Annotated in this window: 25 protein-coding genes and 1 tRNA gene; 10 read left to right on the top strand and 16 right to left on the bottom strand. The window is 73.0% G+C overall.

The window, feature by feature from the left end; translation table 11 throughout:
• The first annotated feature begins 66 nt into the window (after positions 1 to 66).
• Positions 67 to 2064 (top strand): acetate--CoA ligase, encoded by a 1998-nt coding sequence (gene acs / locus ASG49_RS12830; RefSeq protein WP_056542507.1) that lies wholly within the window; start codon positions 67 to 69, stop codon positions 2062 to 2064.
• Positions 2065 to 2374: 310 nt separating this feature from the next.
• On the opposite strand, the gene ASG49_RS12835 is transcribed toward acs, so the two are convergent.
• Both ASG49_RS12835 and ASG49_RS12840 read right to left on the bottom strand, forming a co-directional pair.
• Positions 2375 to 2923 (bottom strand): NADPH-dependent FMN reductase, encoded by a 549-nt coding sequence (locus tag ASG49_RS12835; RefSeq protein ID WP_082534113.1) that lies wholly within the window; start codon positions 2921 to 2923, stop codon positions 2375 to 2377.
• A 108-nt stretch (positions 2924 to 3031) separates the two neighbouring features.
• Positions 3032 to 4036 (bottom strand): TerC family protein, encoded by a 1005-nt coding sequence (locus ASG49_RS12840; RefSeq protein ID WP_056542509.1) that lies wholly within the window; start codon positions 4034 to 4036, stop codon positions 3032 to 3034.
• 274 nt (positions 4037 to 4310) lie between these two features.
• On the opposite strand from ASG49_RS12840, the gene ASG49_RS12845 reads away from it, so the two are divergent.
• The gene (locus ASG49_RS12845; protein ID WP_056542511.1) at positions 4311 to 4712 is read left to right on the top strand and encodes a phage holin family protein; all 402 of its coding nucleotides are present in this window, start codon (positions 4311 to 4313) and stop codon (positions 4710 to 4712) included.
• 95 nt (positions 4713 to 4807) lie between these two features.
• On the opposite strand, the gene ASG49_RS12850 is transcribed toward ASG49_RS12845, so the two are convergent.
• The 4 genes from ASG49_RS12850 to nth form a co-directional block, all read right to left on the bottom strand.
• Complete coding sequence (locus ASG49_RS12850; protein ID WP_056542513.1) at positions 4808 to 5983, bottom strand: MarP family serine protease; 1176 nt, start codon at positions 5981 to 5983, stop codon at positions 4808 to 4810.
• A gap of 75 nt (positions 5984 to 6058) precedes the next feature.
• The gene (locus tag ASG49_RS12855) at positions 6059 to 6718 is read right to left on the bottom strand and encodes a CoA pyrophosphatase (RefSeq protein ID WP_056542515.1); all 660 of its coding nucleotides are present in this window, start codon (positions 6716 to 6718) and stop codon (positions 6059 to 6061) included.
• A complete protein-coding gene (locus ASG49_RS12860) occupies positions 6715 to 7263 on the bottom strand; it encodes a TlpA disulfide reductase family protein (RefSeq protein WP_056542517.1) in 549 nt (182 codons plus the stop codon). Before ASG49_RS12860 ends, ASG49_RS12855 begins: the two co-directional genes overlap by 4 nt.
• Positions 7260 to 7982, bottom strand: a complete 723-nt coding sequence (gene nth, locus ASG49_RS12865; RefSeq protein WP_056542522.1) for an endonuclease III — start codon at positions 7980 to 7982, stop codon at positions 7260 to 7262. The genes ASG49_RS12860 and nth overlap by 4 nt, the downstream gene beginning before the upstream one ends.
• 187 nt (positions 7983 to 8169) lie before the next feature.
• Here nth and ASG49_RS12870 point away from each other — a divergent pair, with 187 nt between their 5' ends.
• The gene (locus tag ASG49_RS12870; protein ID WP_056542524.1) at positions 8170 to 8847 is read left to right on the top strand and encodes a Crp/Fnr family transcriptional regulator; all 678 of its coding nucleotides are present in this window, start codon (positions 8170 to 8172) and stop codon (positions 8845 to 8847) included.
• A 34-nt stretch (positions 8848 to 8881) separates the two neighbouring features.
• Here the strand turns inward: ASG49_RS12870 and ASG49_RS12875 are convergent, their stop codons facing one another.
• From ASG49_RS12875 to ASG49_RS18660, 4 genes are read right to left on the bottom strand one after another with little or no spacing between them, the layout of a single operon-like run.
• Positions 8882 to 9697 carry an MBL fold metallo-hydrolase gene (locus tag ASG49_RS12875; protein ID WP_056542526.1) on the bottom strand — a complete coding sequence of 272 codons (816 nt, stop codon included), beginning with the start codon at positions 9695 to 9697 and terminating at the stop codon, positions 8882 to 8884.
• Positions 9694 to 10560: an NUDIX domain-containing protein gene (locus ASG49_RS12880; RefSeq protein WP_056542528.1), complete on the bottom strand. Its 867-nt coding sequence runs from the start codon at positions 10558 to 10560 to the stop codon at positions 9694 to 9696. Before ASG49_RS12880 ends, ASG49_RS12875 begins: the two co-directional genes overlap by 4 nt.
• A gap of 2 nt (positions 10561 to 10562) precedes the next feature.
• Positions 10563 to 11036, bottom strand: coding sequence for a RidA family protein (locus tag ASG49_RS12885; protein ID WP_056542530.1), 474 nt, complete (start codon positions 11034 to 11036; stop codon positions 10563 to 10565).
• Positions 11033 to 11188 carry a DUF4177 domain-containing protein gene (locus tag ASG49_RS18660; protein WP_123388689.1) on the bottom strand — a complete coding sequence of 52 codons (156 nt, stop codon included), beginning with the start codon at positions 11186 to 11188 and terminating at the stop codon, positions 11033 to 11035. Before ASG49_RS18660 ends, ASG49_RS12885 begins: the two co-directional genes overlap by 4 nt.
• A 34-nt stretch (positions 11189 to 11222) precedes the next feature.
• Here ASG49_RS18660 and ASG49_RS12890 point away from each other — a divergent pair, with 34 nt between their 5' ends.
• Complete coding sequence (locus tag ASG49_RS12890) at positions 11223 to 11945, top strand: alpha/beta hydrolase (protein ID WP_056542532.1); 723 nt, start codon at positions 11223 to 11225, stop codon at positions 11943 to 11945.
• Between the two features lie 60 nt (positions 11946 to 12005).
• On the opposite strand, the gene ASG49_RS12895 is transcribed toward ASG49_RS12890, so the two are convergent.
• The 3 genes from ASG49_RS12895 to ASG49_RS12905 all read right to left on the bottom strand — a co-directional run bounded on the left by ASG49_RS12895 (position 12006) and on the right by ASG49_RS12905 (position 14610).
• Positions 12006 to 13094, bottom strand: a complete 1089-nt coding sequence (locus ASG49_RS12895; protein WP_082534115.1) for an alkene reductase — start codon at positions 13092 to 13094, stop codon at positions 12006 to 12008.
• Between the two features lie 116 nt (positions 13095 to 13210).
• Positions 13211 to 13843: a CoA transferase subunit B gene (locus ASG49_RS12900; RefSeq protein ID WP_056542533.1), complete on the bottom strand. Its 633-nt coding sequence runs from the start codon at positions 13841 to 13843 to the stop codon at positions 13211 to 13213.
• Positions 13840 to 14610, bottom strand: a complete 771-nt coding sequence (locus ASG49_RS12905) for a CoA transferase subunit A (protein ID WP_056542535.1) — start codon at positions 14608 to 14610, stop codon at positions 13840 to 13842. Before ASG49_RS12905 ends, ASG49_RS12900 begins: the two co-directional genes overlap by 4 nt.
• Positions 14611 to 14750: 140 nt before the next feature.
• Here ASG49_RS12905 and ASG49_RS12910 point away from each other — a divergent pair, with 140 nt between their 5' ends.
• Positions 14751 to 15767: an ArsA-related P-loop ATPase gene (locus ASG49_RS12910; protein WP_235562065.1), complete on the top strand. Its 1017-nt coding sequence runs from the start codon at positions 14751 to 14753 to the stop codon at positions 15765 to 15767.
• Between the two features lie 35 nt (positions 15768 to 15802).
• A complete protein-coding gene (locus ASG49_RS12915; protein ID WP_082534156.1) occupies positions 15803 to 17002 on the top strand; it encodes an ArsA-related P-loop ATPase in 1200 nt (399 codons plus the stop codon).
• 53 nt (positions 17003 to 17055) lie between these two features.
• On the opposite strand, the gene ASG49_RS12920 is transcribed toward ASG49_RS12915, so the two are convergent.
• Positions 17056 to 17361 carry a WhiB family transcriptional regulator gene (locus ASG49_RS12920; RefSeq protein WP_056542537.1) on the bottom strand — a complete coding sequence of 102 codons (306 nt, stop codon included), beginning with the start codon at positions 17359 to 17361 and terminating at the stop codon, positions 17056 to 17058.
• Positions 17362 to 17555: 194 nt separating this feature from the next.
• Here ASG49_RS12920 and ASG49_RS12925 point away from each other — a divergent pair, with 194 nt between their 5' ends.
• Positions 17556 to 19814, top strand: a complete 2259-nt coding sequence (locus ASG49_RS12925) for a transglycosylase domain-containing protein (protein ID WP_056542539.1) — start codon at positions 17556 to 17558, stop codon at positions 19812 to 19814.
• Between the two features lie 78 nt (positions 19815 to 19892).
• Here the strand turns inward: ASG49_RS12925 and ASG49_RS12930 are convergent, their stop codons facing one another.
• A complete protein-coding gene (locus ASG49_RS12930; RefSeq protein ID WP_369814228.1) occupies positions 19893 to 20354 on the bottom strand; it encodes a GatB/YqeY domain-containing protein in 462 nt (153 codons plus the stop codon).
• Positions 20355 to 20380: 26 nt separating this feature from the next.
• Between ASG49_RS12930 and ASG49_RS12935 the strand changes: the two genes are divergently transcribed.
• From ASG49_RS12935 to ASG49_RS12945, 3 genes are all read left to right on the top strand, one after another.
• A complete protein-coding gene (locus tag ASG49_RS12935; protein ID WP_082534117.1) occupies positions 20381 to 21355 on the top strand; it encodes a metallophosphoesterase in 975 nt (324 codons plus the stop codon).
• A gap of 70 nt (positions 21356 to 21425) precedes the next feature.
• A tRNA-Pro gene (locus ASG49_RS12940) sits at positions 21426 to 21502 on the top strand.
• Between the two features lie 151 nt (positions 21503 to 21653).
• Entirely contained in the window at positions 21654 to 22748 is a 1095-nt protein-coding gene (locus tag ASG49_RS12945; RefSeq protein WP_056542543.1) for a hypothetical protein, read from the top strand.
• Here ASG49_RS12945 and ASG49_RS12950 read toward each other — a convergent pair.
• Positions 22745 to 23731: an aspartate-semialdehyde dehydrogenase gene (locus ASG49_RS12950; RefSeq protein WP_082534157.1), complete on the bottom strand. Its 987-nt coding sequence runs from the start codon at positions 23729 to 23731 to the stop codon at positions 22745 to 22747. The two genes, ASG49_RS12945 and ASG49_RS12950, sit on opposite strands and share 4 nt — an antisense overlap.
• Positions 23732 to 23758 lie beyond the last annotated feature (27 nt).

Consider the following 23758-nt stretch of genomic DNA (forward strand, 5'->3'; position numbering starts at 1 on the left):
TCGGGAGTAGGTTCGCGTCGTACGTGAGGCGCGTCACGCAGTCGACGACAAGGAGAAGGCATCCCCATGACCGAGTCCAACGAGACCCTGGCCAACCTGTCCACCGAGGAGCGCCGCTTCGAGCCGCCGGCCGAGCTGGTCGAGTCGGCCAACCTGACCGAGCAGGCCTACGCCGACGCCGAGTCCGACCGGCTCGGGTTCTGGGAGAAGCAGGCCGAGCGCCTCGACTGGGACCAGAAGTGGGAGCGCGTCCTGGACTGGGACGACCCGCCCTTCGCCAAGTGGTTCGTCGGCGGCCGCATCAACGCGGCGTACAACTGCGTCGACCGGCACGTCGAGGCCGGCAACGGCGACAAGGTCGCCTTCCACTGGGTCGGCGAGCCCGAGGACGACGCCCGCGACCTGACCTACGCCGACCTCAAGGACGAGGTCTCCAAGGCCGCCAACGCCCTGGTCGAGCTGGGCGTGGAGACCGGCGACCGGGTCGCGATCTACATGCCGATGATCCCCGAGACCGCGATCGCGATGCTGGCCTGCGCCCGCCTGGGCGCGCCGCACACCGTGGTCTTCGGCGGCTTCTCCTCCGACGCGCTCGCCAGCCGGCTCGCCGACTGCGACGCCAAGGTGATCGTCACCGCCGACGGCGGCTACCGCCGCGGCGCTCCCTCGGCGCTCAAGCCCGCCGTCGACGAGGCGGTGCAGAAGGCGAAGGACAACGACGGCCACGAGGTCCGCAAGGTGCTGGTCGTGCGCCGCACGGGCGAGGACGTGGCGTGGGACGACGACCGCGACGTCTGGTGGCACGACGCGGTCGACGCGGCCTCCGCCGAGCACACCTGCGAGTTCTTCGACGCCGAGCACCCGCTCTACGTCATGTACACCTCCGGCACCACCGGCAAGCCCAAGGGCATCCTGCACACCACCGGTGGCTACCTGGTCGGGTGCTCCTACACCCACTGGGGCATCTTCGACCTCAAGCCCGAGACGGACGTCTACTGGTGCACCGCCGACGTCGGCTGGGTCACCGGCCACTCCTACGGCGTCTACGGACCGCTCGCCAACGGGGCGACCTCGGTGATGTACGAAGGCACCCCGGATACCCCGACCAAGGGCCGCTGGTGGGAGATCTGCGAGAAGTACGGCGTCACGATCTTCTACACCGCCCCCACCGCGATCCGGACCTTCATGAAGTGGGGCGGCGAGATCGCGAAGGACCACGACCTGTCCAAGATCCGGCTGCTCGGCTCAGTGGGTGAGTCGATCAACCCCGAGGCCTACGTCTGGTACCGCGAGAACATCGGCGCCAGCAGCGCCCCGATCGTCGACACCTGGTGGCAGACCGAGACCGGCTCGATCATGATCTCGCCCCTGCCCGGGGTCACCCACGGCAAGCCCGGCTCGGCGATGAAGTCGATCCCCGGCATCGTCGTCGACGTCGTCACCGAGGACGGCGAGTCGGTGCCCAACGGCTCGGGCGGGTTCCTCGTGGTCAAGGAGCCCTGGCCCTCGATGCTGCGCACCCTGTGGGGCGACGACGAGCGGTTCAAGGACACCTACTGGTCGCGCTTCGCCGACCACGGCTTCTACTTCGCCGGCGACGGCGCCAAGAAGGACGAGGACGGCGACATCTGGCTGCTCGGCCGCGTCGACGACGTCATGAACGTCTCGGGCCACCGGCTCTCCACCACCGAGATCGAGTCGGCGCTGGTCTCCCACCCCAAGGTGGCCGAGGCCGCCGTGGTGGGCGCTGCCGACGAGACGACCGGCCAGGCGGTCTGCGCGTTCGTGATCCTGCGCGAGTCGGCCCTGGCCGACGGCGAGGAGGCGCCGGAGTCGCTTATCCAGGAGCTGCGCAGCCACGTGCAGAAGGAGATCGGCGCCATCGCCAAGCCCCGTCAGGTGATGGTGGTCCCCGAGCTGCCCAAGACGCGCTCGGGCAAGATCATGCGCCGGCTGCTCAAGGACGTCGCCGAGAAGCGCGAGGTCGGCGACGTCACCACCCTGGCCGACTCCACCGTCATGGACCTCATCGGCAAGGGCATGAAGAGCTCCTCCGACGACTGACCCCACCCAGGTCGTGTCATGCGCCCCGGTCGCCCTGGCGACCGGGGCGTACGACGTCCGGGGGGGGCGTCGGGTGGGCGGCATACGTCGGCGGCGTACCTCGGTCCGGCGTACGTCGGTCCGGTTTCTCAGGTGATGAACCCGAACTGCCTCTCCACACACGTTGCACCGTGTGCGAGGAGGCGGTTTCCCTTCATCACCTGGGAAACCGGCGACACACGGGCCCGGCACACCGACCCGGCACCCGACCCGGCCCGACCCGGACCCGACGGCGACCCGGCCCGACCCGACGCCGACCGACGTACGACGCTCAGGCGGCCTGGCGCTCCCGGCCGGCGGCGACGAGCCGACCGACGAGCAGCCGCAGGGCCGCCTCGACGTCGGCGTCGGTGATCGCGCCGTCGACGACGGCCTCGTGCACCGTCGCGACCCCGAGGGCGTCCTCGAGCGGCTGGGCACCGGCGACGCGCAGCACCTTGACGAGGTCCTCGCGGGCCCACTGGGCGCCGCGGGGCGAGGGGCTGACGGACAGGACGGCGGCGGGCAGGCCGTCGATGGGCGCCGCTCCGCGGGGGCGCGAGGCCCAGTCGATCGCGTTCTTGAGCACGCCGGGGATCGAGCCGTTGTACTCCGGGGTGGCCACGACCAGCGCGTCGGCGCTCCTCAGCGCCTCGCGGAAGGCGAGCACCGAGGCCGGAGCGGCGTCGCCGTCGAGGTCCTGGTCGTAGTGGGGCAGGTCGCCCAGCCCGTCGTACGCCGTCGCCTCCACGCCCGCGGGCAGCAGCCCGGGCACGGTGTCGACCAGCTCGCGGGTCCAGGAGCCGGCGCGCAGGCTGCCGACGAGCATCAGGATCTTCATGGGGATGGGCCTCTTCCGTTGACGTTTGAACGTTCAACAGAACAGGTGCACCGACGTACTTGTTCCGTGAGCCGGGTCACCCCGGCCCCGAGGGGCCGGGGTGCAGCCTCAGAGGCTCTTGACGCCCGGCTTCTCGTCCTTGCCGGGCAGACCGGTCTTGGCGAGGCTCGCGACGGTGGTGATCACCAGCGTGCCGATGATGACGCCCAGCGAGACCAGGGTCGGGATGTCGGGGGCCCACTCGATGTGCTCGCCGCCGTTGATGAACGGCAGCTCGTTCTCGTGCATGGCGTGCAGGATCAGCTTGACGCCGATGAAGAACAGCAGGAAGGCCAGCCCGAAGGACAGGTAGACCAGGCGCTCGAGCAGCCCGCCGATGAGGAAGTAGAGCTGCCGCAGGCCCATCAGCGCGAAGATGTTGGCCGTCAGCACCAGGAAGGGCTCCTCGGTCAGGCCGTAGATCGCCGGGATCGAGTCGAGCGCGAAGAGCAGGTCGGTGGTGCCGAGCGCGATGATCACGATGAACATCGGCGTGATGACGCGCTTGCCGTTCTCGGTGGTGAAGATCTTCGAGCCGTGCCACTCGGCGGTAGCGGGGAAGCGCTTCTCGACGAACTTGATGAGGCGGTTCTCCTCGAACTCCTCCTCCTCGTCGCTGGCGCCCTCCTTGGCGAGCTTGGCCGCGGTCCAGATCAGGAAGACGCCGAAGATGTAGAAGACCCAGCTGAACTGCTCGATGGCCGCGGCGCCGACGAAGATGAAGATGCCGCGCATGATCAGGGCCAGCACGATGCCGACGAGGAGCGCGGACTGCTGCAGCTCCTTGGGCACGCCGAACTTGGCCATGATGATCAGGAAGATGAACAGGTTGTCGACCGAGAGGGAGTACTCGGTCAGCCAGCCGGCGAAGAACTCGGTGCCGTACTGGTGGCCGGCGAAGACCCACACGCCGATGCCGAAGGCGATGGCGAGCCCGATGTAGACCGCGAGCGCGACGCTGACCTCGCGCTTGGAGGGCTCGTGCGGGCGACGGCCGATGATGAGGATGTCGAAGAGCAGCACCGCGACGGTGATGCCGATCGTGAGCCACCAGACGAGGGGGGAGACGACCACGAGAGAGACGACCTTAGGTGTTCTGGCTGCGCCGGGACGCAGACGTTGTCCGGAGGTCTCTTCCGCCACCGGCCGCCGTGTCGCGCCGCTGACCGACGCGTCCGGGTCAGGGTGCGTCCTGGCCGTGCTGACGAGCGCGTCGCGAGGGAATACTCCCCTCCCGGGCGACCACTCTCTCACTGCAGCGACCACGGGACCAACCGCGGCGGCGCGGCGGCGCCAGGACGGTAGGGTCACAGCGACCCCCGGCGTCCCCAACCGAAGGCAGCACCCCATGGCACACCGCGAGCCCGCAGTCACCGAGGAACCCACGATCGGCAAGCTGGTCGTCGACGCCAGCCGTGACGTCTCCGGACTGATCCAGAAGGAGATCGCGCTCGCCAAGTCCGAGCTCAAGGTCTCCGTCCGCGCCGGCGGCATCAGCATCGGCCTGTTCGCCGCGGCGGCGTTCCTCGCCCTGCTCGCGATCATCATGCTGTCGGTGGCGATCGCCCACTTCATCTCCTTCACCGGGCTCGACCTGGCCTGGGGATTCCTGATCGTGTTCTTCCTCTACCTGCTGATCGCTGGCGTCCTCGGCTTCGTGGGCGTCAAGAAGCTCAAGCAGGTCAAGGCCCCCGAGCGCGCCATCGGTCAGGCCAAGGAGTTCCCGAGCGCGCTCAAGGGCAAGCGCTGAGGGACTGCTGACTCCCCGGACGTCCGGCGGAGGCGCTGATCACCCGGACGTCCTGGTGATCAGCCACAGCCGCCCACCCGTCGTACGCCGACCCCTCAGGTGCAGTTGCCGCTGGACACCCGGGCGGTGGCGTCGATGCCGACCGCCGCGGCGCGCCCGACCTGGCGGGCGGTGAGGGCGTAGCCGGTGTCCGCGTCGCTGACCGAGGCGGCGAACACGACGCCGAGGACGCGGCCGTCGGTCGAGACGAAGGGGCCGCCGGAGTTGCCGGGGCGGACCAGCCCGCGCAGCGAGTAGACCTCGCGGACCACCGTGCCGTTGCCGTAGATGTCGGGCGAGCGCAGGCGCTGGTCGGCGCGGATGCGGACGGCGCGGGCGTCGTACGGGCCGTCCTGGGGGTAGCCGAGGACGGCGCCCTGCTGCCGCTCGCTGCCCTCGAGGTCGAAGCGCAGGGTCGGGCCGTCGAGGCCGGGCACGGCGAGCACGGCGACGTCGATGTCGGGGTCGTAGTGCACGACCGTGGCGTCGAGGGTCTCGCCGCTGTCGGTGACGACCTGGGGCTCGGTGACGCCCGCCACGACGTGGGCGTTGGTCATCAGCCGCTCGGGGGCGTAGAGGAACGCCGAGCCCTCCACGCCGCTGCCGCAGCGGTTGTTGCTGCGCACCTTGTAGACGCTGCGCCCGGCCTCGCGGACGTCGGGGTCGCGCAGCACCCGCGGCCGGGCCGGCGCCACCTCGACGATCCGCTCGGGGGCGAACGGCTCGAGGTAGCGCGGGAAGAAGCTGTTGCCGACGACGGAGTCGAAGGACCGCAGCACCTGCTGGGCCTGCACCGGCATCGCGTCGTTGACGGTCACCAGGACCCTGCTCTCGCGGACCTGCGGACCGATGCCGGGGAGCCGGGAGCCGCTGATCGCGACGCCGAGCATCCAGGCCACGATCAGCACCGCCACCACGCTCAGCACCGAGCCGCCGAGGGCGTCCACGGCGCGCACCGGCTGCCAGGTGATCTTGTCGCGGATGCGGCTGCCGGCCCACTGGAAGAGCGCCTGCCCGATCGAGGCCAGCACCAGCACCACGAACAGCGCCCCGAGCGAGACCCACAGCGAGGGCGCGGCGTCCCCGAGCAGCTGGGGCGCCAGCAGGATGCCGGCGAAGCCGCCGAGCACGAGCCCGGCGGTGGCGAAGGCGCCGGTGACGAAGCCCTGCCAGTAGCCCGAGAGCGCGTAGGCGAGCACCAGCGCGACCAGGCACCAGTCGAGGAGGTTCATGGCTGCGCTCTCGGGTCGGCGGGCGGAGGGGCGGGGCGGAGGTCGGGCGAAGGATCAGGGCGGAGGGTCAGGCGCTCAATCCTGGCCCAGGCCGAGCATGTAGTCCGGTAATGGGTGCTCGACGTGCGGGTCCCACTCGCGGGTCAGCCCGACGTGGTCGAAGAGCTTGTTGACCAGCCCGGCGGTGAAGCCCCACAGCACGAGGTCGTGCTGCTCGCCGATGAGGAACCCCGGGCTGCGGTAGCCCATCGGGTGGGTGACGGTGACGCGGTGCTGCGGGTCGAGCAGCTCCTCGAGCGGCACCCGCAGCACGGCGTGCACCTCGTCGGCGTCGACGACCCCGACCGGGACCGGGTCGCGCCACCACCCCAGCACCGGGGTGACGGCGAAGTTGCTGGGCGGCAGCCACAGCTCGGGGAGCGAGGCCAGCACGTCGACGCCGGCCGGGTCGAGGCCGGTCTCCTCCTCGGCCTCGCGCAGCGCGGCCGCGACGGGCGAGGCGTCGCTCGCGTCGATGGAGCCGCCGGGGAAGGAGACCTGCCCCGGATGGGAGCGCATCGTGTGCGCCCGCTCGGTGAGCAGCAGGTCGGGACCCTGCTCCCCCTCGCCGAAGAGCATCAGCACGGCGCCCTTGCGGGTGCTGGCGCCCTCGGGCGGGACGAAGCGGCTGATGTCCTCGGCCGTGATGGTCGCCGCGCCGTCGCGGATGGGCTCCATCCAGTCGGGGAGGCTCACGCACGCACCCCCAGGTGCTCGGCGACGAGGTCCTCGAGCTGCTGGACCGACTCGATCTCGACGTACTGCTGGAACACGACCTCGCCCTGGGCGTCCACGAGCACGATCCGCGGCAGCGCCTGGGCCCGGGTGACCCCGTCGGGGTCGGAGTAGAGCGGGTAGGTCACGCCGGTCTCCTCGACCAGCGCGGCGGCCTTCTCGGTCTGGGTGTCCTGGAAGTCGATGCCGACCACGTCCACGCGACCGTCGTAGGCCTGCGAGAACGCCTGGTAGTAGGGCAGCTCCTCGCGGCAGGGGGCGCACCAGCTCGCCCAGAGGTTGAGCACCACGGGCCCCTTGATCGCACCCAGGTCGAGCGGCTCCCCCGACCCACCGAAGGCGTCGAGGCGTACGTCGGGCAGCGAGCCGCTCGTCTGACCCTCCAGCGACGGCTGGTCGCCGCCCGTGCTGCCCGTGCCGGCGGGGGCCGGCTCGGCGCCACCGGCGCACCCGGTCAGCAGCAGCGCCGACGCCGCCGCGAGGGCGAGCCGGCGCCTGCGCCTCACGCCGGCCCCTGGGTCTTGACGAGCGCGGCCGCGGCCTCCGCCTCGGTCGGCCCCGCGCCGTACGACGGGCACCAGCGCGCCACCGTGCAGGCACCGCAGGCCGGCTTCTTGGCGTGGCAGACGCGGCGACCGTGCCAGATCAGGTGGTGGCTGAGCATCGTCCAGTCGCGCTTGGGGAACAGCGCCCCGATGGCGTGCTCGGCCTTGACCGGGTCGGTCTCCTCGGTCCAGCCGAGCCGTCGGACCAACCGCCCGAAGTGGGTGTCGACGGTGATGCCGGGGACGCCGAAGGCGTTGCCGAGCACCACGTTGGCGGTCTTGCGGCCGACGCCGGGGAGCTTGACCAGGTCGTCGAGCCGGGGCGGCACCTCGCCGCCGTGGTCCTGCACCAGCGCGGCCGAGAGCTTGAGCAGCGACTCGGTCTTGGCGCGGAAGAAGCCGAGCGGACCGACGATGCGCTCGAGGTCCTCGCGCGGGGCGGCCGCCATCGCCCGCGCGTCGGGGTACGCCGCGAACAGCGTCGGCCGCACGGCGTTGACCCGCCGGTCGGTCGTCTGGGCGCTGAGCACCGTCACCACCAGGAGCTCGAACGGGCTGTCGAAGTCGAGCTCGCAACGGGCGTCGGGATAGGTCTCGCCCAGGACGCGGTCGACCTTGCGGGCGCGGCGCACGAGGGTGGTGGCGGGACCGCTCGAGGGGGTGACGGGGGTGGCGGGCACGGCCCCAGGGTACGGGCGCGACCCGCCTGCCCCGGGTGCGAGGTCCGGGCGTCGGGACCACCTCGGCCCGCCCCCGCGCCCGGTCCCACGGTGTGGTCGCGTGGCGATCACGTGGCCGATGGGACAGACTGTGACCCGCGGCACCCGCCCACGCCCGGGGTGCCCTCCGAGGAAGGGAAACCGACGCGTGACTAACGACGTACTCCGCCAGGCGCCGCTGTTCAGCGCGCTCGACGACGAGGCGGCCTCCGCGCTGCGGTCCTCCATGGGCGAGAACCGCCTCCGCCGGGGCGAGGTGCTCTTCCACGAGGGCGACCCGGGCGACAAGCTCTACATCGTCACCGACGGCAAGGTGAAGCTCGGCCGCACCTCCTCCGACGGCCGCGAGAACCTCCTGGCGATCCTCGGCCCCGGCCAGATGTTCGGCGAGCTGTCGCTCTTCGACCCCGGCCCGCGCTCGGCGACCGTCACGGCCGTCACCGAGACGACGTTCCTCTCGCTGTCCCACGACGACCTGCTGCGCTGGCTCGAGGGCCGACCGGGCGTCGCCCTCGGACTGCTCTCCCAGCTGGCCGGCCGGCTGCGCAAGACCAACGAGGTCGTGGCCGACCTGGTCTTCTCCGACGTGCCCGGTCGCGTCGCCAAGGCGCTGCTCGACCTCGCCGACCGCTTCGGGCGCACCGCCGACGACGGCGTGCACGTGCACCACGAGCTCACGCAGGAGGAGCTGGCCCAGCTGGTCGGCGCCTCGCGCGAGACCGTCAACAAGGCGCTGGCCGACTTCGCCTCGCGGGGCTGGCTGCGCCTGGAGCCGCGCTCGGTCGTGATCCACGACGTCGAGCGGATGCGCCGCCGGGCCCGCTGACCCGCAGCTCGGACGCGCCGGCCGCGCCGGAGGCTCAGACCCGGCCCTGGCCGGCCAGGTGGGCGAGCTGTGCGCGCACCGAGAGCTCGGCCGCGCCCCACAGCACCGGGTCGACGTCGGCGTAGACGACCTCGACCACGCGGCGCGGCAGCGCGTCCTCGTCGAGCTGCTCGTCGCGCAGCGTCCCGAGGGCGGCCTCGACCTGGGCCAGCCGGTTGCGGCGGTGGGCGCGGTAGTGATCGAGCACCCCGAGGGCGTCGTCGAGGACCGGACCGTGGCCGGGCAGCACCCGGGTCAAGCCCTGCTCCTGCGCGAGCGAGTGGAGCCGGTCCAGCGAGCCGAGGTAGGCACCGAGCTGGCCGTCGGGGTGGGCCACCACGGTGGTGCCGCGCCCCAGCACGGTGTCGCCGGTCAGCACGGCCGAGTCCGCGGGCAGCACGAACGACAGCGAGTCGGCGGTGTGACCCGGAGTCGCGACCACCCGGACCTCGAGACCGTCGACCTCGACCACGTCGCCCCCGGCGAGGCCCTCGGACCCCAGCCGCCACTCCGGGTCGAGCGCGCGTACGCCGCACCCCACCCGCTCGGCGAACTCGCGGGCCGCCTCGGAGTGGTCGAGGTGGTGGTGGGTGAGCAGCACGACCCCGACCTCCCCCGCGGCCTCGGCGACCGCGTCGAGGTGGCCGGCGTCCGGCGGCCCGGGGTCGATCACGACCGAGCGGCGGGCACCGGGCTCGCGCAGCACCCAGGTGTTGGTGCCGTCCAGGGTCATCTCGTTGGCGTTGGGGGCGAGCAGGCAGCGGGCCCGCTCGCCGAAGACCCCGCCGGACCAGGCGGGGGCCCCGCTCACGGACGACCCTCGAGCAGCTCCTGCATCCAGGGAGGCGTGGTGAGCGTGGCGCCCTCGGGATCGTCGGGGTCCTCGACGAGCTCGGGCACGAACATCTCGACCGTGCGGTCGGAGCCTGCGGCCAGCACGTCGGCCGGGCCGGCGTGCTGGCCCACCTCGAGGCAGCTCATCCAGGTCGGCGGCAGCATCAGGATCTGCTCGGCGTCGACCTGCGCCACGGCGTCCAGCGCCGGGAGCCAGGCGACGGCGTCGGACTCCGTGGAGACGTCACGGGTGCGCTGCCCCTCGGGCAGGACCGCGGCGAAGAACCAGGTGCGGTAGCGCCGGGGCTCGAACTCCGGGGTCAGCCAGGCCCGGAAGGGCGCCAGCAGGTCGGTGCGCAGCACCAGCCCGCGCCGCTCGAGGAAGTCGGTGAACGCCAGCTCGCGACCCTCCAGGGCCGCCCGGTCGCGCTCCCAGTCCTCGCCGGTCACGTCGGCGACCACGGTCTCGGCCGACTCGCCGGCCAGCAGCACGCCGGACTCCTCGAAGGTCTCGCGCACCGCGGCGCACACCAGGGCGCGGGCGGTGGCCTCGTCGGTGCCGAGCCGCCGGGCCCAGGTCGCGGCGTCGGGACCGGCCCACCGCACGCCGTGGTCGTCGAAGTCGCGCGGGTCGACGCCGCCACCGGGGAAGACGCACATGCCACCGGCGAAGGCCATCGAGGTCTGCCGCCGCAGCAGGTAGACCTCGGACCCACCGGCGCTCCCGGGACGCAGCAGCACCACGGTCGCCGCGTTGCGCGGCTCGACCGGCTGCTTCTCGCCGGTGGTGAAGGCACGGGCGCTCTCGACGAACGCCGCGGGCAGCTGCACCCGGGCCACGCTCAGACCTCCACGAGGAGCTCGACCTCGACCGGGGCGTCGAGCGGCAGCACGGACACGCCGACCGCGGAGCGGGCGTGGCGGCCCTGCTCGCCGAACACCTCGCCGAGCAGCTCCGAGACGCCGTTGGCGACCTGCGGCTGGGCGGTGAAGTCGGGCGCGGAGGCGACGAAGACGACGACCTTGACCACGCGGCGCACGGCCGACAGCTCACCGACCTCGGCGCGCACCGCGGCCAGTGCGTTCAGCGCGCACTGGCGGGCGCAGTCGACCGCCTCCTCCTGGGAGACCTCGGCGCCGACCTTGCCGGTCAGCAGCAGCTGGCCGTCGCGCATCGGCAGCTGCCCGGAGGTGAAGACGTGGGAGCCGCTGCGCACCGCCGGGACGTACGCCGCGACGGGCGCCGCCACCTGCGGCACGGCCAGGCCGAGCCGCTCCAGGCGCTCCTCGGGGGTGTCCGTGCCGCCGGCGGTCACTGCTTGGGCCGCTTGAAGTAGGCGACGAGGTTCTCGGGGTTCATCCCCGGGACCATCTGCACCAGCTCCCAGCCGTCGGAGCCGAAGTTGTCGAGGATCGCCTTGGTCGAGTGGACCAGCACCGGCGCCGTCAGGTATTCCCACTGGGTCATGCCGCCACCCTAGGGTGCTCCTAGGGTGGCCGCCATGAGCGGTCCTCCCCCCGACGCCACCCTGCGCTGGGCCGAGCACGACGACGGCCTGCTCGACGTGCACCTGCCCGGGGGCCGGCTGCCGGCCCGCACCGCCGGCGTGGTGTTCCTGGTGCACGGCGGGTTCTGGAGGGCGGCCCACGACCGGCGCCACACCCGTCCGCAGGCCCGCGCGCTCGCCGACCAGGGGTGGGTGGTGGCGACCCCGGAGTACCGCCGCGTCGGGGCGGGCGGCGGCTGGCCCACCACCGGGTCCGACGTACGCCGGGCGCTGGACGTGCTGCCCGAGCTGCTCGGCCGGATCGGGGTGCGGTCCGGGCCCACCTGGGCGATGGGCCACTCCGCCGGCGGCCACCTGGCGCTCTGGCTGGCCGCCACCGGCGCCCCGCTCGACGGCGTCGTGGCGTTGGCGCCGGTGGCCGACCTCGCCGAGGCGCACCGGCTCCACCTCGGCGACGGCGCCGCCGCGGCGCTGCTCGGCGACCACCCCACCGACGAGGCCGACCCGGCGCTGCTGCTGGAGCGGCGGCCGCCGTACGACGTCCGCGTGGTGCACGGCTCGGCCGACGAGTCGGTGCCGCTGTCGCTGAGCCGCGGCCTCGTCGGACGGCACCCGTGGGTCGCGCTGACCGAGCTGACGTGCGACCACATGTCGCTGATCGACCCGGCCTCGGACGCCTGGCCGACGGTGCTGCGGCAGCTGCCACCCGCCCCGTGACGGCACGAGGCCCGGGACACGCGGTGAGCGCGTCCCGGGCCTCGTCGGGCCGAGCCTGGGTCAGCTGGCCTGGTCGAGCGTGGGGTAGTCGGTGTAGCCCTCGGCGCCACCGCCGTAGAAGGTGTCGGCGTCCGGCTCGTTGAGCTCGGCACCCTCGGCCCAGCGCGTGGCCAGGTCGGGGTTGGCCAGGAACGGCCGACCGACGACGACCGCGTCGGCCAGCCCGGTCGCGAGCAGCTCCTCGACCGAGTCCAGGCTGGTGACGTCACCGAAGCCGCTGTTGAGCAGGACCGGACCGCCGAAGCGGGCCTTGAGGTCCTTGACCAGCGCCTCGAGCGGCTCCAGCGGGCTGGCGAGCAGCGAGAGGTAGGCCAGGCCGAGCGGGGCGATGCCGTCGACGACGGCGCGGTAGGTCGCCTCGAGGTCCTCGCCCTGCTCCTCGCCGATGCCGTTGAACTGGTGGCCCGGGGACAGGCGCACGCCCACCCGGTCGGCGCCGATGGCCGCGGCCACGGCCTGCACGACCTCGATGACGAAGCGGGCGCGGTTCTCCGGCGAGCCGCCGTGGTCGTCGTCGCGCAGGTTGATGGTCGGGTCGAGGAACTGGTGGAGCAGGTAGCCGTTGGCCGCGTGGACCTCGACCCCGTCCAGCCCGGCGTCGACCGCGTTGCGGGCGGCGGTGGCGTACTCCTCGACGACCGTGGCGAGCTCGTCGGTCGCGATCGCGCGCGGCTCGTCGTGGGGCTTGGGGCCCTCGGCGGTCACCATCTCGCCGGGAGCGCGCACGGCGCTGGCGGAGACGGTGTCGACGCCGTCCTTGTTGTCGGCGTGGGCGATGCGGCCCGCGTGCATCAGCTGCGCGACGACGGTGCCGCCCTTGCGGTGCACCTCGTCGGCGACCATGCGCCAGCCGGCGACCTGGTCCTTGGTGTAGAGGCCCGGCACGTTGAGGTAGCCCTGGCCGACGTGGCTGGGGGCGACGCCCTCGGTGATGATCAGACCGGCGCCCGCCCGCTGCCCGTAGTAGGTGGCGTTGAGCTCGGTGGGGGCGTTGCCCTCACCGGCACGGTTGCGCGTGAGCGGGGCCATCACGAAGGACTGCGGGAGCTCCCAGCGGCCGATTCGGACGGGGTCGAATGCACGGGTCACGAGGTGGACCTCCGGAGTAGTGGAAAGTTTGACCACTCCAGAACGCCCCGGGTCGCCCAGACATTCCCGACATCCCCGTCGAGCCCCGCGAGCTCCTCCGATCCGGCGTACGCCGCCTAGTGGACGTGGACCGTCGGCTCGGTCTTCTCGCGCACCTCGTCCTCGGTGACTCCGGGCGCCAGCTCGACCAGCTGCAGGCCCTCGGGGGTGACGTCGAGGACGCACAGGTCGGTGATGATCCGCTGCACGACGCCGCGGCCGGTGTAGGGCAGCGAGCACTCCTCGACGATCTTGTAGGAGCCGTCCTTGGCGGTGTGCTCCATCAGCACGATGACCTTGCGCGCGCCGTGGACGAGGTCCATCGCGCCGCCCATGCCCTTGACCATCTTGCCGGGGATCATCCAGTTGGCGATGTCGCCGGCGGCCGAGACCTGCATCGCGCCCAGGATGGCGGCGTCGATCTTGCCGCCGCGGATCATCCCGAAGGACAGCGCGGAGTCGAAGATCGAGGCGCCGCGACGCAGCGTGACCGTCTCCTTGCCCGCGTTGATCAGGTCGGCGTCCTCGTCGCCCTCCAGCGGGTAGGCCCCCACGCCGAGGAGGCCGTTCTCGGACTGGAGCACCAGCTCGACGTCGTCGTCGACGTAGTTGGGCACCAGCGTGGGCAGCCCGATGCCGAGGTTGACGTAGGACCCGTCGGTCAGCTCCGAGGCCGCCCGGGCGGCCATCTCCTCGCGGCTCCAGCTCATCGCGGGGTCACCGTCCTCTTCTCGATGCGCTTCTCGGCCGCCTGCTCGGGCGTCAGCTCCACCACGCGGTGGACGAAGACGCCCGGGGTGTGCACGTGGTTGGGGTCGAGGTCGCCGGGCTCGACGAGCTCCTCGACCTCGGCGATGGTGACCCGGCCGCACATGGCGGCGAGCGGGTTGAAGTTCTGCGCGGAGTCGCGGTAGACGAGGTTGCCGTGCCGGTCGCCCTTCCAGGCCCGGACCAGCCCAAAGTCGGCGACCAGCGCCTCCTCCATCACGAACTCGCGGGGACCGTCGGGGGTCTCGAAGGTGCGCGTCTCCTTGGGCGGGGAGGCGACCACCACGTTGCCGGCGTCGTCGTAGCGCCAGGGCAGGCCGCCGTCGGCCACCTGGGTGCCGCCGCCGGTGGCGGTGAAGAAGGCAGGGATGCCGACGCCACCGGCGCGCATCCGCTCGGCCAACGTGCCCTGCGGGGTCAGCTCGACCTCGAGCTCGCCGGAGAGGTACTGCCGGGCGAACTCCTTGTTCTCCCCGACGTAGGAGGCCACCATCCGGCGGATCCGACCGGCACCGAGCAGCAGCCCGAGACCCCAGTCGTCGACGCCGGCGTTGTTCGAGAACGCCTCCAGGTCGGTCGTGCCCTGCTCCAGCAGCGCCTGGATCAGCACCGACGGGATCCCGCACAGCCCGAACCCGCCCACCGACAGCGTCGCGCCGTCACCGATGTCGGACACGGCCTCGGCCGCGCTCGCACTCACCTTGTCCATGGTCGTAGACCACCTCCGCGGCCGATCCTGCCACGGGCATGGCGCAGGTCACATGGCGCCGCCGCACACCCTGCCCCGGACCGGTGTGGGTCGCCGCACACTCCGCCCGGTCGGGGGCGCCCGGCCTCTACGCTCGAGGCGTGCCCTCACCCTCGCGTCCCCCCGAGCTGTTCCCGGGGGTCCAGCTCCACGTCGTCTCCGGCAAGGGGGGCACCGGCAAGTCCACCGTCTCGGCCGCCCTGGCCCTCGCGCTGGCGTCCCGGGGCAAGACGGTGCTCCTGTGCGAGGTGGAGGGCCGGCAGGGCGTGGCCCAGCTCTTCGACGTCCCCCCGCTGCCCTACGAGGAGCGGCTGCTGGTGCGGCCCCAGGCCGGGTCGGGCGAGGTCTACGCGCTGGCCATCGACCCCGAGTCGGCGCTGCTGGAGTACCTCGACATGTACTACCGGCTCGGCCGGGCCGGCAAGGCCCTCGACCGGTTCGGCGTCATCGAGTTCGCCACCACCATCGCGCCGGGCGTGCGCGACGTGCTGCTGACCGGCAAGGTCTACGAGGCGGCCAACCGCAACAGCCGCAACAAGGGCGCGAGGACGTACGACGCGATCGTGCTCGACGCCCCGCCCACCGGTCGGATCGCGCAGTTCCTCAACGTCAACGACGAGCTGGCCGGACTGGCCAAGGTCGGACCGATCAAGTCGCAGGCCGACACCGTCACCACGCTGCTGCGCTCCGAGCGCACCGTGATCCACCTCGTCACCGTGCTGGAGGAGATGCCCGTGCAGGAGACCGCCGACGGGATCGAGGAGCTCCGCGGCACCGGCCTGCCGGTCGGGGCGGTGGTCGTCAACCAGGTCCGACCGCGGGACCTCGACCACGACGACCGCGCCGCGCTGCTCGCCGGGTCGGTCGACCGCTCGCGGTTGGGGTCGGTCCTCACCGGGGCCGGCGTCGAGGTCACCGACGAGCTGCTCGCGGGCCTGCTCGACGAGGGCGTGCAGCACGCCGAGCGCCGCGACCTCGAGGACGGCCAGCGGGCGCTGGTCCGTGACCTGGGCGTGCCGGTGGTCGAGCTGACCCGGCTGGCCTCCGGTGTCGGCGGGCAGGACCTCGGCGGCCTCTACGAGCTGGCCGAGCAGCTGTGCACCCAGGGGCTGGCGTGAGCGCCGCGCCCCGCGCCCGTCGCGCCCGCGCCCGCGTGGGCCCGCTCGTCGCCACCCACGACCCCGCCCGCGTGCTCGACGTCGACGCCCTGCTCGACGACCGCTCCCGCAGCATCATCGTGTGCTGCGGCTCCGGCGGCGTCGGCAAGACCACGACGTCGGCGGCCCTGGCGCTGCGGGCCGCCGAGCGCGGCCGCAAGGTCGTCGTGCTGACGATCGACCCGGCGCGCCGGCTCGCGCAGTCGATGGGCATCGAGGCCCTCGACAACACCCCCCGGCCGGTGCCCGACATCGACGCCACCGCAGGCGGCTCGCTCGACGCGATGATGCTCGACATGAAGCGCACCTTCGACGAGGTGGTGCAGAGCCAGGCCAGCCCCGAGAAGGCGGCCCAGATCCTGGCCAACCCGTTCTACGTCGCGGTGTCGAGCTCGTTCGCCGGGACGCAGGAGTACATGGCGATGGAGAAGCTCGGGCAGCTCGACGCCGAGGCGCGGCGCACGGGCGCGCACGACCTGATCGTCGTCGACACCCCGCCCTCGCGCAGCGCGCTGGACTTCCTCGACGCCCCCGAGCGGCTCTCCAGCTTCCTCGACGGCAAGTTCATGCGGCTGCTCCTGGCGCCGGCCCGCGGCCCGGCCCGCCTGATGACCGCCGGCTTCGGCATGGTCACCAACGCGGTCACCAAGATCATCGGCGCCCAGGTGCTGCAGGACATGAAGGCGTTCGTCGCCGCCTTCGACACCCTCTTCGGCGGGTTCCGGGCGCGGGCGCAGCGCACCTTCGAGCTGCTCCAGGACCGGCGTACGGCGTTCGTGGTGGTCGCCGCCCCGGAGCCGGACGCGCTGCGCGAGGCGGCGTACTTCGTCGAGCGGCTGCGGTCCGAGGACATGCCCCTGGCCGGCCTGGTCGTCAACCGGGCCAGCAGCGCGCCCGCGGACGGCCTCACCGCCCACGCGGCCCTGGCCGCGGTCGAGCGGCTGCGCCCGGCCGGGCGCGACGACAGCGAGGAGCACGACCTGGCCGCCGGGCTGCTGCGGCTGCACGCCGACCGGCTGACGCTGGTCGAGCGGGAGCGGACGCTCACCGCCCGCTTCGCGACCTCGCACCCCGACGTGCCCACGGCGGTGCTGCCGGCGCTGTCGACCGACGTGCACGACCTCGACGGCCTGCGCCGCATCGGCGACCTGCTGGGCGCCCAGCCCGCAGCCCGCCGTGACGCCCCGAGGGGCTGATCACGCCGCGGGTCGCGCCCTCCCCGACCCGACCCGCGGCACGAACCGGTCGCTCAGACCGCCTGCACCCCGCCACCCACGGTGGCCTCGTGCTCGGTCTTGGCCGTCTCGAGCAGCTGCCGCCACGAGGTGACGTTGGGCCGCTTGCGCAGCAACGCCCGACGCTCGCGCTCGGTCAGGCCGCCCCACACGCCCCACTCGATCTCGTTGTCGAGAGCCTCCGCGAGGCACTCGGCGCGCACGGGGCACGCCCCGCACACCACCTTGGCCTTGTGCTGCTCCGCGCCACGCACGAACAGCTCGTCAGGCTTCGACGTCTTGCACAGGGCCACGTTGGCCCACATCTCGTTCCAGGACATAGTTCCCTCCAGAGTCCAAGTCCCGGGCTTTTTAGCGGCTCGCCCCGATACGTCCGTTTTCCACCCAGGAATCAGACTAAAGAGACTGCGAGGATCGAAACAGGCACGGAGAGGGCAGATCTGCATAGTCCGTTCGGACTAGTCGGGCTGCGCCGCTCGGTCGGATCACCACCACGCTCCCGTATCCTTGTGGTATGTCGCGACGCCGTCCCCACGTCTCGTTCGGCACGGTCGTCTCCCACCTCGGAGTCATCGTGGTCGTCTCCGTCGTCCTCGGTGTGCTCACCGCCGGGCTCGCCGTCCCCCTGGTCGGTGCCCTCGGCGCCGGCGCCAAGGCGACCTCGGCCTCGATGCGCAACCTGCCCGAGGAGCTCAAGGCCGAGCCGCTGGCCGAGCGCACCCGCGTGCTCGACGCCGACGGCGACCTCGTCGCGACGTTCTACGACGAGAACCGGGTCAACGTCCCGCTGAGCAAGATCTCCCCGGTGATGCGCAAGGCGATCGTCGCCATCGAGGACTACCGCTTCTTCCAGCACGGCGCGCTCGACCTCAAGGGCACGATGCGCGCCTTCGTCAACAACCAGACGGCCAGCGGCAGCACCCAGGGCGGGTCCTCGATCACCCAGCAGATGGCCAAGATGACGCTCGTGACGCAGGCCGACACCGACGAGGAGCGCGCGGCGGCCACCGAGAACACCTACCAGCGCAAGGTGCAGGAGCTGCGGCACGCGATCGCCTTCGAGGAGAACTACTCCAAGAGCTGGATCCTCGAGCGCTACCTCAACCTCGCCTACTTCGGCGACGGCGCCTACGGCGTGCAGGCCGCCGCCCGCCACTACTTCTCCGTCCCCGCCTCGCAGCTCGACATCAAGCAGGCCGCCACGCTCGCCGGCCTGGTGAAGAACCCCGTCGGCTTCGACCCCACCCGCTTCCCCGACCGCGCCGAGGCCCGCCGCAACGTCGTGCTGGCCCGGATGGCCGAGCTCGGCGTGATCCCCCAGGAGCGGGCCGACACCCTCAGCGACCGCAAGCTCGGGCTCAAGGTCTCCCGCACCCGCAACGGCTGCCTGGGCACCTCGGCGCCGTTCTTCTGCGACTACGTGCGCCGCTACCTCCTCGAGGACCCGGCCCTGGGTCGCACCGAGCAGGACCGCGCCCAGCTGCTGAACGCGGGCGGCCTGACCATCAAGACGACGCTCGACCTCGACTACCAGCGCTCCGCCGACGAGGCGACGAGCGAGGCCGTCGACCCCACCGACACCGCGATCGGCGGCCTGGCGATGGTCCAGCCCGGCACCGGCGAGGTGCGGGCGGTCTCGCAGAGCCGGCCGATGGGACGCGAGAAGAGCAAGGGCCAGACCTACCTCAACTACGTCGTGGACTCCAAGTACGGCGACTCCAACGGCTTCCAGGCCGGGTCGACGTTCAAGGTGTTCGTGCTGGCGGCCGCCCTCGAGCAGGGCCTGCCCCTGTCGACCGGCTTCAACTCGCCGGAGAAGATCTCGATCCCGCAGAGCGACTTCACCTCCTGCGAGGGCGCCTACCCCGTCAGCACCCCGTGGGAGCCGGGCAACAGCACCACGAGCGGCTTCAAGGACATGACCACCGGCACCCGCGAGTCGGTCAACACCTTCTACGCCCAGCTCGAGCGCCGCACCGGGCTCTGCGAGCCCTACGCCCTCGCCAAGGCGATGGGCGTCGACCTCTCCGACCCCGACCGCGAGCGGGTGCCGTCGTTCACGCTCGGCATCGCCGACGTCAGCCCGCTCGAGATGGCCTCGGCGTACGCCACCTTCGGTGCTCGCGGCGTGCACTGCGACGCCCGGCCGGTGACGCAGATCCTCAACGCCGAGGGCAAGGTGTTCAAGAACTACCCGGCCCGCTGCGAGCGCGTGATGAAGGAGTCCACGGCCGACGCGGTCAACCAGATCCTCCGGGGGGTGCTGCAGCCCGGCGGCTTCGGCCAGGCGCTGGCCCTCTCGGTGCCCTCGGCGGGCAAGACCGGCACGATCAACAGCAACATGGCCGTGTGGTTCGCGGGCTACACCCCGACCATGGCGACCGCCGCGATGATCGCCGGCGCCGACCAGAACGGCAACTGGGTCAGCCTCAACGGCCAGGTCGTGGGTGGCAGCTACGTCTACTCCGCCGCCGGCTCGACGCTGGCCGGGCCGATGTGGGCCGATGCCATGCGCGGCATCTCCGACGGGCTCCCCTACGAGGACTTCACCTCACCGTCCTTCGGCGACGCGCCCGTGACCGTGCCGGTCGAGGACGTCGCAGGGATGCGCGCCAAGAGCGCGCTCCAGGCCCTGTCGGGCCAGGGCTTCCAGGTCACCCTGGGCGACGCCCGCAGCAGCGACGGTCGTCGGGGCACCATCGCCGCCACCGAGCCCGCGGCCGGCACCCAGCTCGAGCGCGGCACCACGGTCACGCTCTACCCGTCACGCTGACCCCCGACCCGGCCCGCCGCCACGGCAGGCCGGGCCAGGTCGGGCTGGTGGGGCAGGTCGAGCTGGTCGGGGCGCCGGTCAGCCGGCGGTCAGCTGGGCCTTGACGACGGCTGCCACGGCCCCGCCGTCGGCGCGGCCCTTGGTGCGCGGCGTCAGCACGCCCATGACGCGACCGATGGCCCGCGGGCCGTCGGCGCGCACGCCGAGCTCGTCGATGGTCCGGGTCACCAGCGCCTCGATCTCGGCCTGGTCGAGCTGCTGGGGGAGGTACTCCGCGATCACGGCCGACTCCGCCCGCTCCTTGGCCGCCTGCTCCTCGCGGCCGGCGTCGCCGAACGCCTCGGCGGCCTCGCGCCGCTTCTTGCCCTCCCGGGTGAGCACCGTCAGCACGTCCTCGTCGGTCAGCTCGCGGTGCTCCTTGCCGGCGACCTCCTCGGTGGTGACGGCGGTGAGCACCATCCGCAGCGTCGAGGAACGGAGCTCGTCACGGGCCTTGATGGCGGTGGTGAGGTCGCTGCGCAGTCGCTCCTTGAGGGTCATGGAGACCATTGTGGCAGCCTGGCTCCATGCAGCCGCACCGGATTTCCGGCCCCGTCCAGCCCGCGGCCGCAGCCCGGGCGCTGCGCCTGACCGGCGCCGTCGTCGGCGGCGGGGCGCTCCTCGGCGCCACCACCCTGGCGTACGCCGCCGGCATCGAGGTGCGCAGCTTCGTCGTACGCCGGGTCGAGGTGCCGCTGCTCCCGCCCGGCCACCGGCCGCTGAAGGTCCTGCACCTCAGCGACCTGCACCTCACGCCCTCGCAGGGCCGGAAGCGTCGCTGGCTGGCCTCGCTGGCCGACCTCGAGCCCGACCTCGTCGTCAACACCGGGGACAACCTGGCCCACCGCGACTCCGTCGGGCCGGTGCTGGAGGGACTGGGCCGGCTGCTCGACGTGCCCGGGGTGTTCGTCCCCGGCTCCAACGACTACTTCGCCCCCAAGCCGCGCAACCCGCTGTGGTACCTCCTGCCCGACGACGGCCGCCGCAACACCCGCACCCCGAGGCTCCCGTGGGGCGAGATGCGCGACGCGTTCACCGGCGCCGGCTGGCTGGACCTGACCAACACCTCGGGCCGGCTGCGGGTCGACGACCTCGACCTGGCCTTCGTCGGCGTCGACGACCCGCACCTGGAGTACGACGACCTCACCGCCGTCTCCGGACCCGCCCCGCGGGACGCCGACGTGCGGGTGGCGGTCGCCCACGCGCCGTACCTCCGGGTGCTCGACCAGTACGCCCGCGACGGCTGGGACGTCACCATCGCCGGCCACACCCACGGAGGCCAGGTGTGCCTGCCGTTCAAGGGCGCCCTGGTCACCAACTGCGACCTCGAGCCCGCCCGGGCCAAGGGCCTGCACCGGCACCCCGCCGACTCCCGGCCCGGCCAGGTGGGCACCTCGTGGCTGCACGTCTCGGCGGGCGCGGGCACCTCGCCGTACGCCCCGGTGCGGCTGTGCTGCCGCCCCGAGGCGACGTTGATGACCTGGACGGCGCGGGACCACTGAGCCACCGCCCGCGACCTGCCGGACCCGGTTCGGCGGCACGGGCGGGCTCTGTATAGACTCGCCGGGCCTTCGGGGTGTGGCGCAGCTTGGTAGCGCGCGTCGTTCGGGACGACGAGGCCGCAGGTTCAAATCCTGTCACCCCGACCACCAGGTCCACCTGCGAGCTCCCGGCCACCGAGTGGCCGGGAGCTCGTGGCTTTCCCGGGCCCGCGACGACCGGGTCCGGCCGGTCGAGCCGGCGGCGGGACGAAGCCGCGTAGCCGCCCCGTCCGACGGTGCGGCGTGGCACGATGCGCCCATGGCAGGTGCAGGCGGCGACGAGCCCAACCTCGAGCTCCCCTCGTTCTTCGGCCGACGCCGCAAGCGCCAGCGCGAGGAGCCGTCGGGGCCCGACGCCGCGGCCGCGCCCGCGGAGGCTCCGAGCGCCGGACCGGTCGACCCCGCCCCGACCGACCCCACCCCGACCGACCCCGCCCCGACGTCCGGCGGGTTGCGACCTGCGGCCGGGGCCAAGCGGGTCCCGCCCCCGCGCCGGGCGCCGGCCCCGCCGTCACCGTCTCCGTCGCCCGAGCCGACCCAGCCGGTCGCCCGGCCCCGGCCCACGCCCGCCCCGCCGGAGCCCGTCCGACCCGTCGCAGACCCCGTCGAGGAGCCGGTCGCCCAGCCCGCGGCCCGGACCGTCGCAGAGCCCCCCGCCCAGCCCGTCGAGCGCCCGGCCGAGCCGGTGGCCCAGCCGGTGGCCCAGCCGGTCGTGCAGCCGGTCGCCGAGCCGGTCGCGGCGCCCGAGACCACACCGGCGCCGCGGCGTCGGCCCCGACCGGCCGCCCGCACCGTCCCACCGCCCCCGCCGCGCACCCGTGGCCCCGAGATGGCCTACCCGGAGCAGCCGGCCGAGACGCCGACGAGCGTGCTCACCGCGACCCGACCCGAGGACGACGTCGAGCGCGGTGACGGCGGCGACGCCGCCGACGGCGAGGGGCGCCGCCGACGACGACCCTCGGTGAGCCTCCCGCACGTGTCGCCCTGGCTGGCGGCCGCCCTGAGCGGGGCCGTCGCCGCGCTCGTGGGCGTGGCGCTGGCCTGGGTGGCCCTGCGCGGCTGCGACGCCGTGCGCGGCGTCTCCAGCTGCGGCGGCGGGCCGGGCCTGCTGCTGCTCCTGGGCGTCGTGGTGGCCGAGGTCGCCGTCGGGGCCGCGCTGCTGCGCGCGCTGGGCGCGGTGCAGCCGACGGGCACCAGCCTCGTGGGGGTGGGCCTCGTCGTCGTGCTGGCGATGTTCTTCCCCGCCGCGGCCGTCACCTCGGTGGCGGCGGCCGTCGTGCTGCCGGTGGCGACGGCGCTGACCTTCGTGGTCGCCCACGTCGCCGCCACCACCGTGGTCGACCTCGGCGACTAGCGCGAGGCGAGCAGCTCCGCGATCTGCACGGTGTTGAGCGCCGCGCCCTTGCGCAGGTTGTCGTTGCTGATGAACAGCGCCAGGCCACGCTCGTCGGGCACGCCCGGGTCGTGGCGCAGCCGGCCGACGTACGACGGGTCCTGGCCGGCCGCCTGGAGCGGGTTCGGGACGTCGCTGAGCTCGACGCCCGGAGCGCCGGCGAGGATCTCGCGGGCCCGTGCCACCGGCATCGAGCGCGAGAACTCGGCGTTGATCGCCAGCGAGTGGCCGGTGAAGACCGGCACCCGCACGCAGATGCCGGAGACGAGCAGCTCGGGCAGGCCGAGGATCTTGCGCGACTCGTTGCGCAGCTTCTTCTCCTCGTCGGTCTCGTCGAGACCGTCCTCGACGATCGACCCGGCGAGCGGCACCACGTTGTAGGCGATGGTGCGCTCGTACTTCACCGGGGCCGGGAAGTCGACGGCCGACCCGTCGTAGGACAGCTCGCGGGCCTTGTCCCCCGCCGCCGCGACCTGGCCGGCGAGCTCCTCGACGCCGGCGACGCCGGAGCCCGAGACGGCCTGGTAGGTGGAGGCGATCAGCCGGGTCAGGCCGGCCTCGACGTGCAGCGGCTTGAGGACCGGCATCGCGGCCATCGTGGTGCAGTTGGGGTTGGCGATGATCCGGCGGCCCGAGAGGGCCAGCTCGATCGCCTCGGGGTTGACCTCGCTGACCACCAGCGGGACGTCGTCGTCCATCCGGAAGGCCGAGGAGTTGTCGACCACGACCACGCCGGCCTCGGCGAACCGCGGCGCCTGGGCGCGCGAGGTGGTGGCCCCGGCGGAGAACAGCGCGATGTCGAGCCCGGTGGGGTCGGCGGTGGCGGCGTCCTCGACGGTGACCTCGCGGTCACCGAAGGACAGCACGGTGCCGGCCGAGCGGGCCGAGGCGAAGAAGCGGACCTCGTCGGCGGGGAAGCCCCGCTCGAGGAGGATCTGGCGCATGGCGACGCCGACCTGGCCGGTCGCGCC

This window comes from Marmoricola sp. Leaf446, assembly GCF_001424755.1.
In the GTDB taxonomy this organism is placed as follows: domain Bacteria; phylum Actinomycetota; class Actinomycetes; order Propionibacteriales; family Nocardioidaceae; genus Marmoricola.

Excerpts from the sequence above, each read along its gene's own strand:
- ASG49_RS18660 (WP_123388689.1), bottom strand. The coding sequence starts at position 11,188 with ATGACCCAGTGGGAATACCTGACGGCGCCGGTGCTGGTCCACTCGACC.
- ASG49_RS12950 (WP_082534157.1), bottom strand. The coding sequence starts at position 23,731 with ATGCGCCAGATCCTCCTCGAGCGGGGCTTCCCCGCCGACGAGGTCCGC.
- ASG49_RS12945 (WP_056542543.1), top strand. The coding sequence starts at position 21,654 with ATGGCAGGTGCAGGCGGCGACGAGCCCAACCTCGAGCTCCCCTCGTTC.
- ASG49_RS12845 (WP_056542511.1), top strand. The coding sequence starts at position 4,311 with ATGGCACACCGCGAGCCCGCAGTCACCGAGGAACCCACGATCGGCAAG.
- ASG49_RS12835 (WP_082534113.1), bottom strand. The coding sequence starts at position 2,923 with ATGAAGATCCTGATGCTCGTCGGCAGCCTGCGCGCCGGCTCCTGGACC.
- acs (WP_056542507.1), top strand. The coding sequence starts at position 67 with ATGACCGAGTCCAACGAGACCCTGGCCAACCTGTCCACCGAGGAGCGC.
- ASG49_RS12925 (WP_056542539.1), top strand. The coding sequence starts at position 17,556 with ATGTCGCGACGCCGTCCCCACGTCTCGTTCGGCACGGTCGTCTCCCAC.
- ASG49_RS12905 (WP_056542535.1), bottom strand. The coding sequence starts at position 14,610 with ATGGACAAGGTGAGTGCGAGCGCGGCCGAGGCCGTGTCCGACATCGGT.
- ASG49_RS12890 (WP_056542532.1), top strand. The coding sequence starts at position 11,223 with ATGAGCGGTCCTCCCCCCGACGCCACCCTGCGCTGGGCCGAGCACGAC.
- ASG49_RS12850 (WP_056542513.1), bottom strand. The coding sequence starts at position 5,983 with ATGAACCTCCTCGACTGGTGCCTGGTCGCGCTGGTGCTCGCCTACGCG.
- ASG49_RS12920 (WP_056542537.1), bottom strand. The coding sequence starts at position 17,361 with ATGTCCTGGAACGAGATGTGGGCCAACGTGGCCCTGTGCAAGACGTCG.
- ASG49_RS12900 (WP_056542533.1), bottom strand. The coding sequence starts at position 13,843 with ATGAGCTGGAGCCGCGAGGAGATGGCCGCCCGGGCGGCCTCGGAGCTG.
- ASG49_RS12935 (WP_082534117.1), top strand. The coding sequence starts at position 20,381 with ATGCAGCCGCACCGGATTTCCGGCCCCGTCCAGCCCGCGGCCGCAGCC.
- ASG49_RS12930 (WP_369814228.1), bottom strand. The coding sequence starts at position 20,354 with ATGACCCTCAAGGAGCGACTGCGCAGCGACCTCACCACCGCCATCAAG.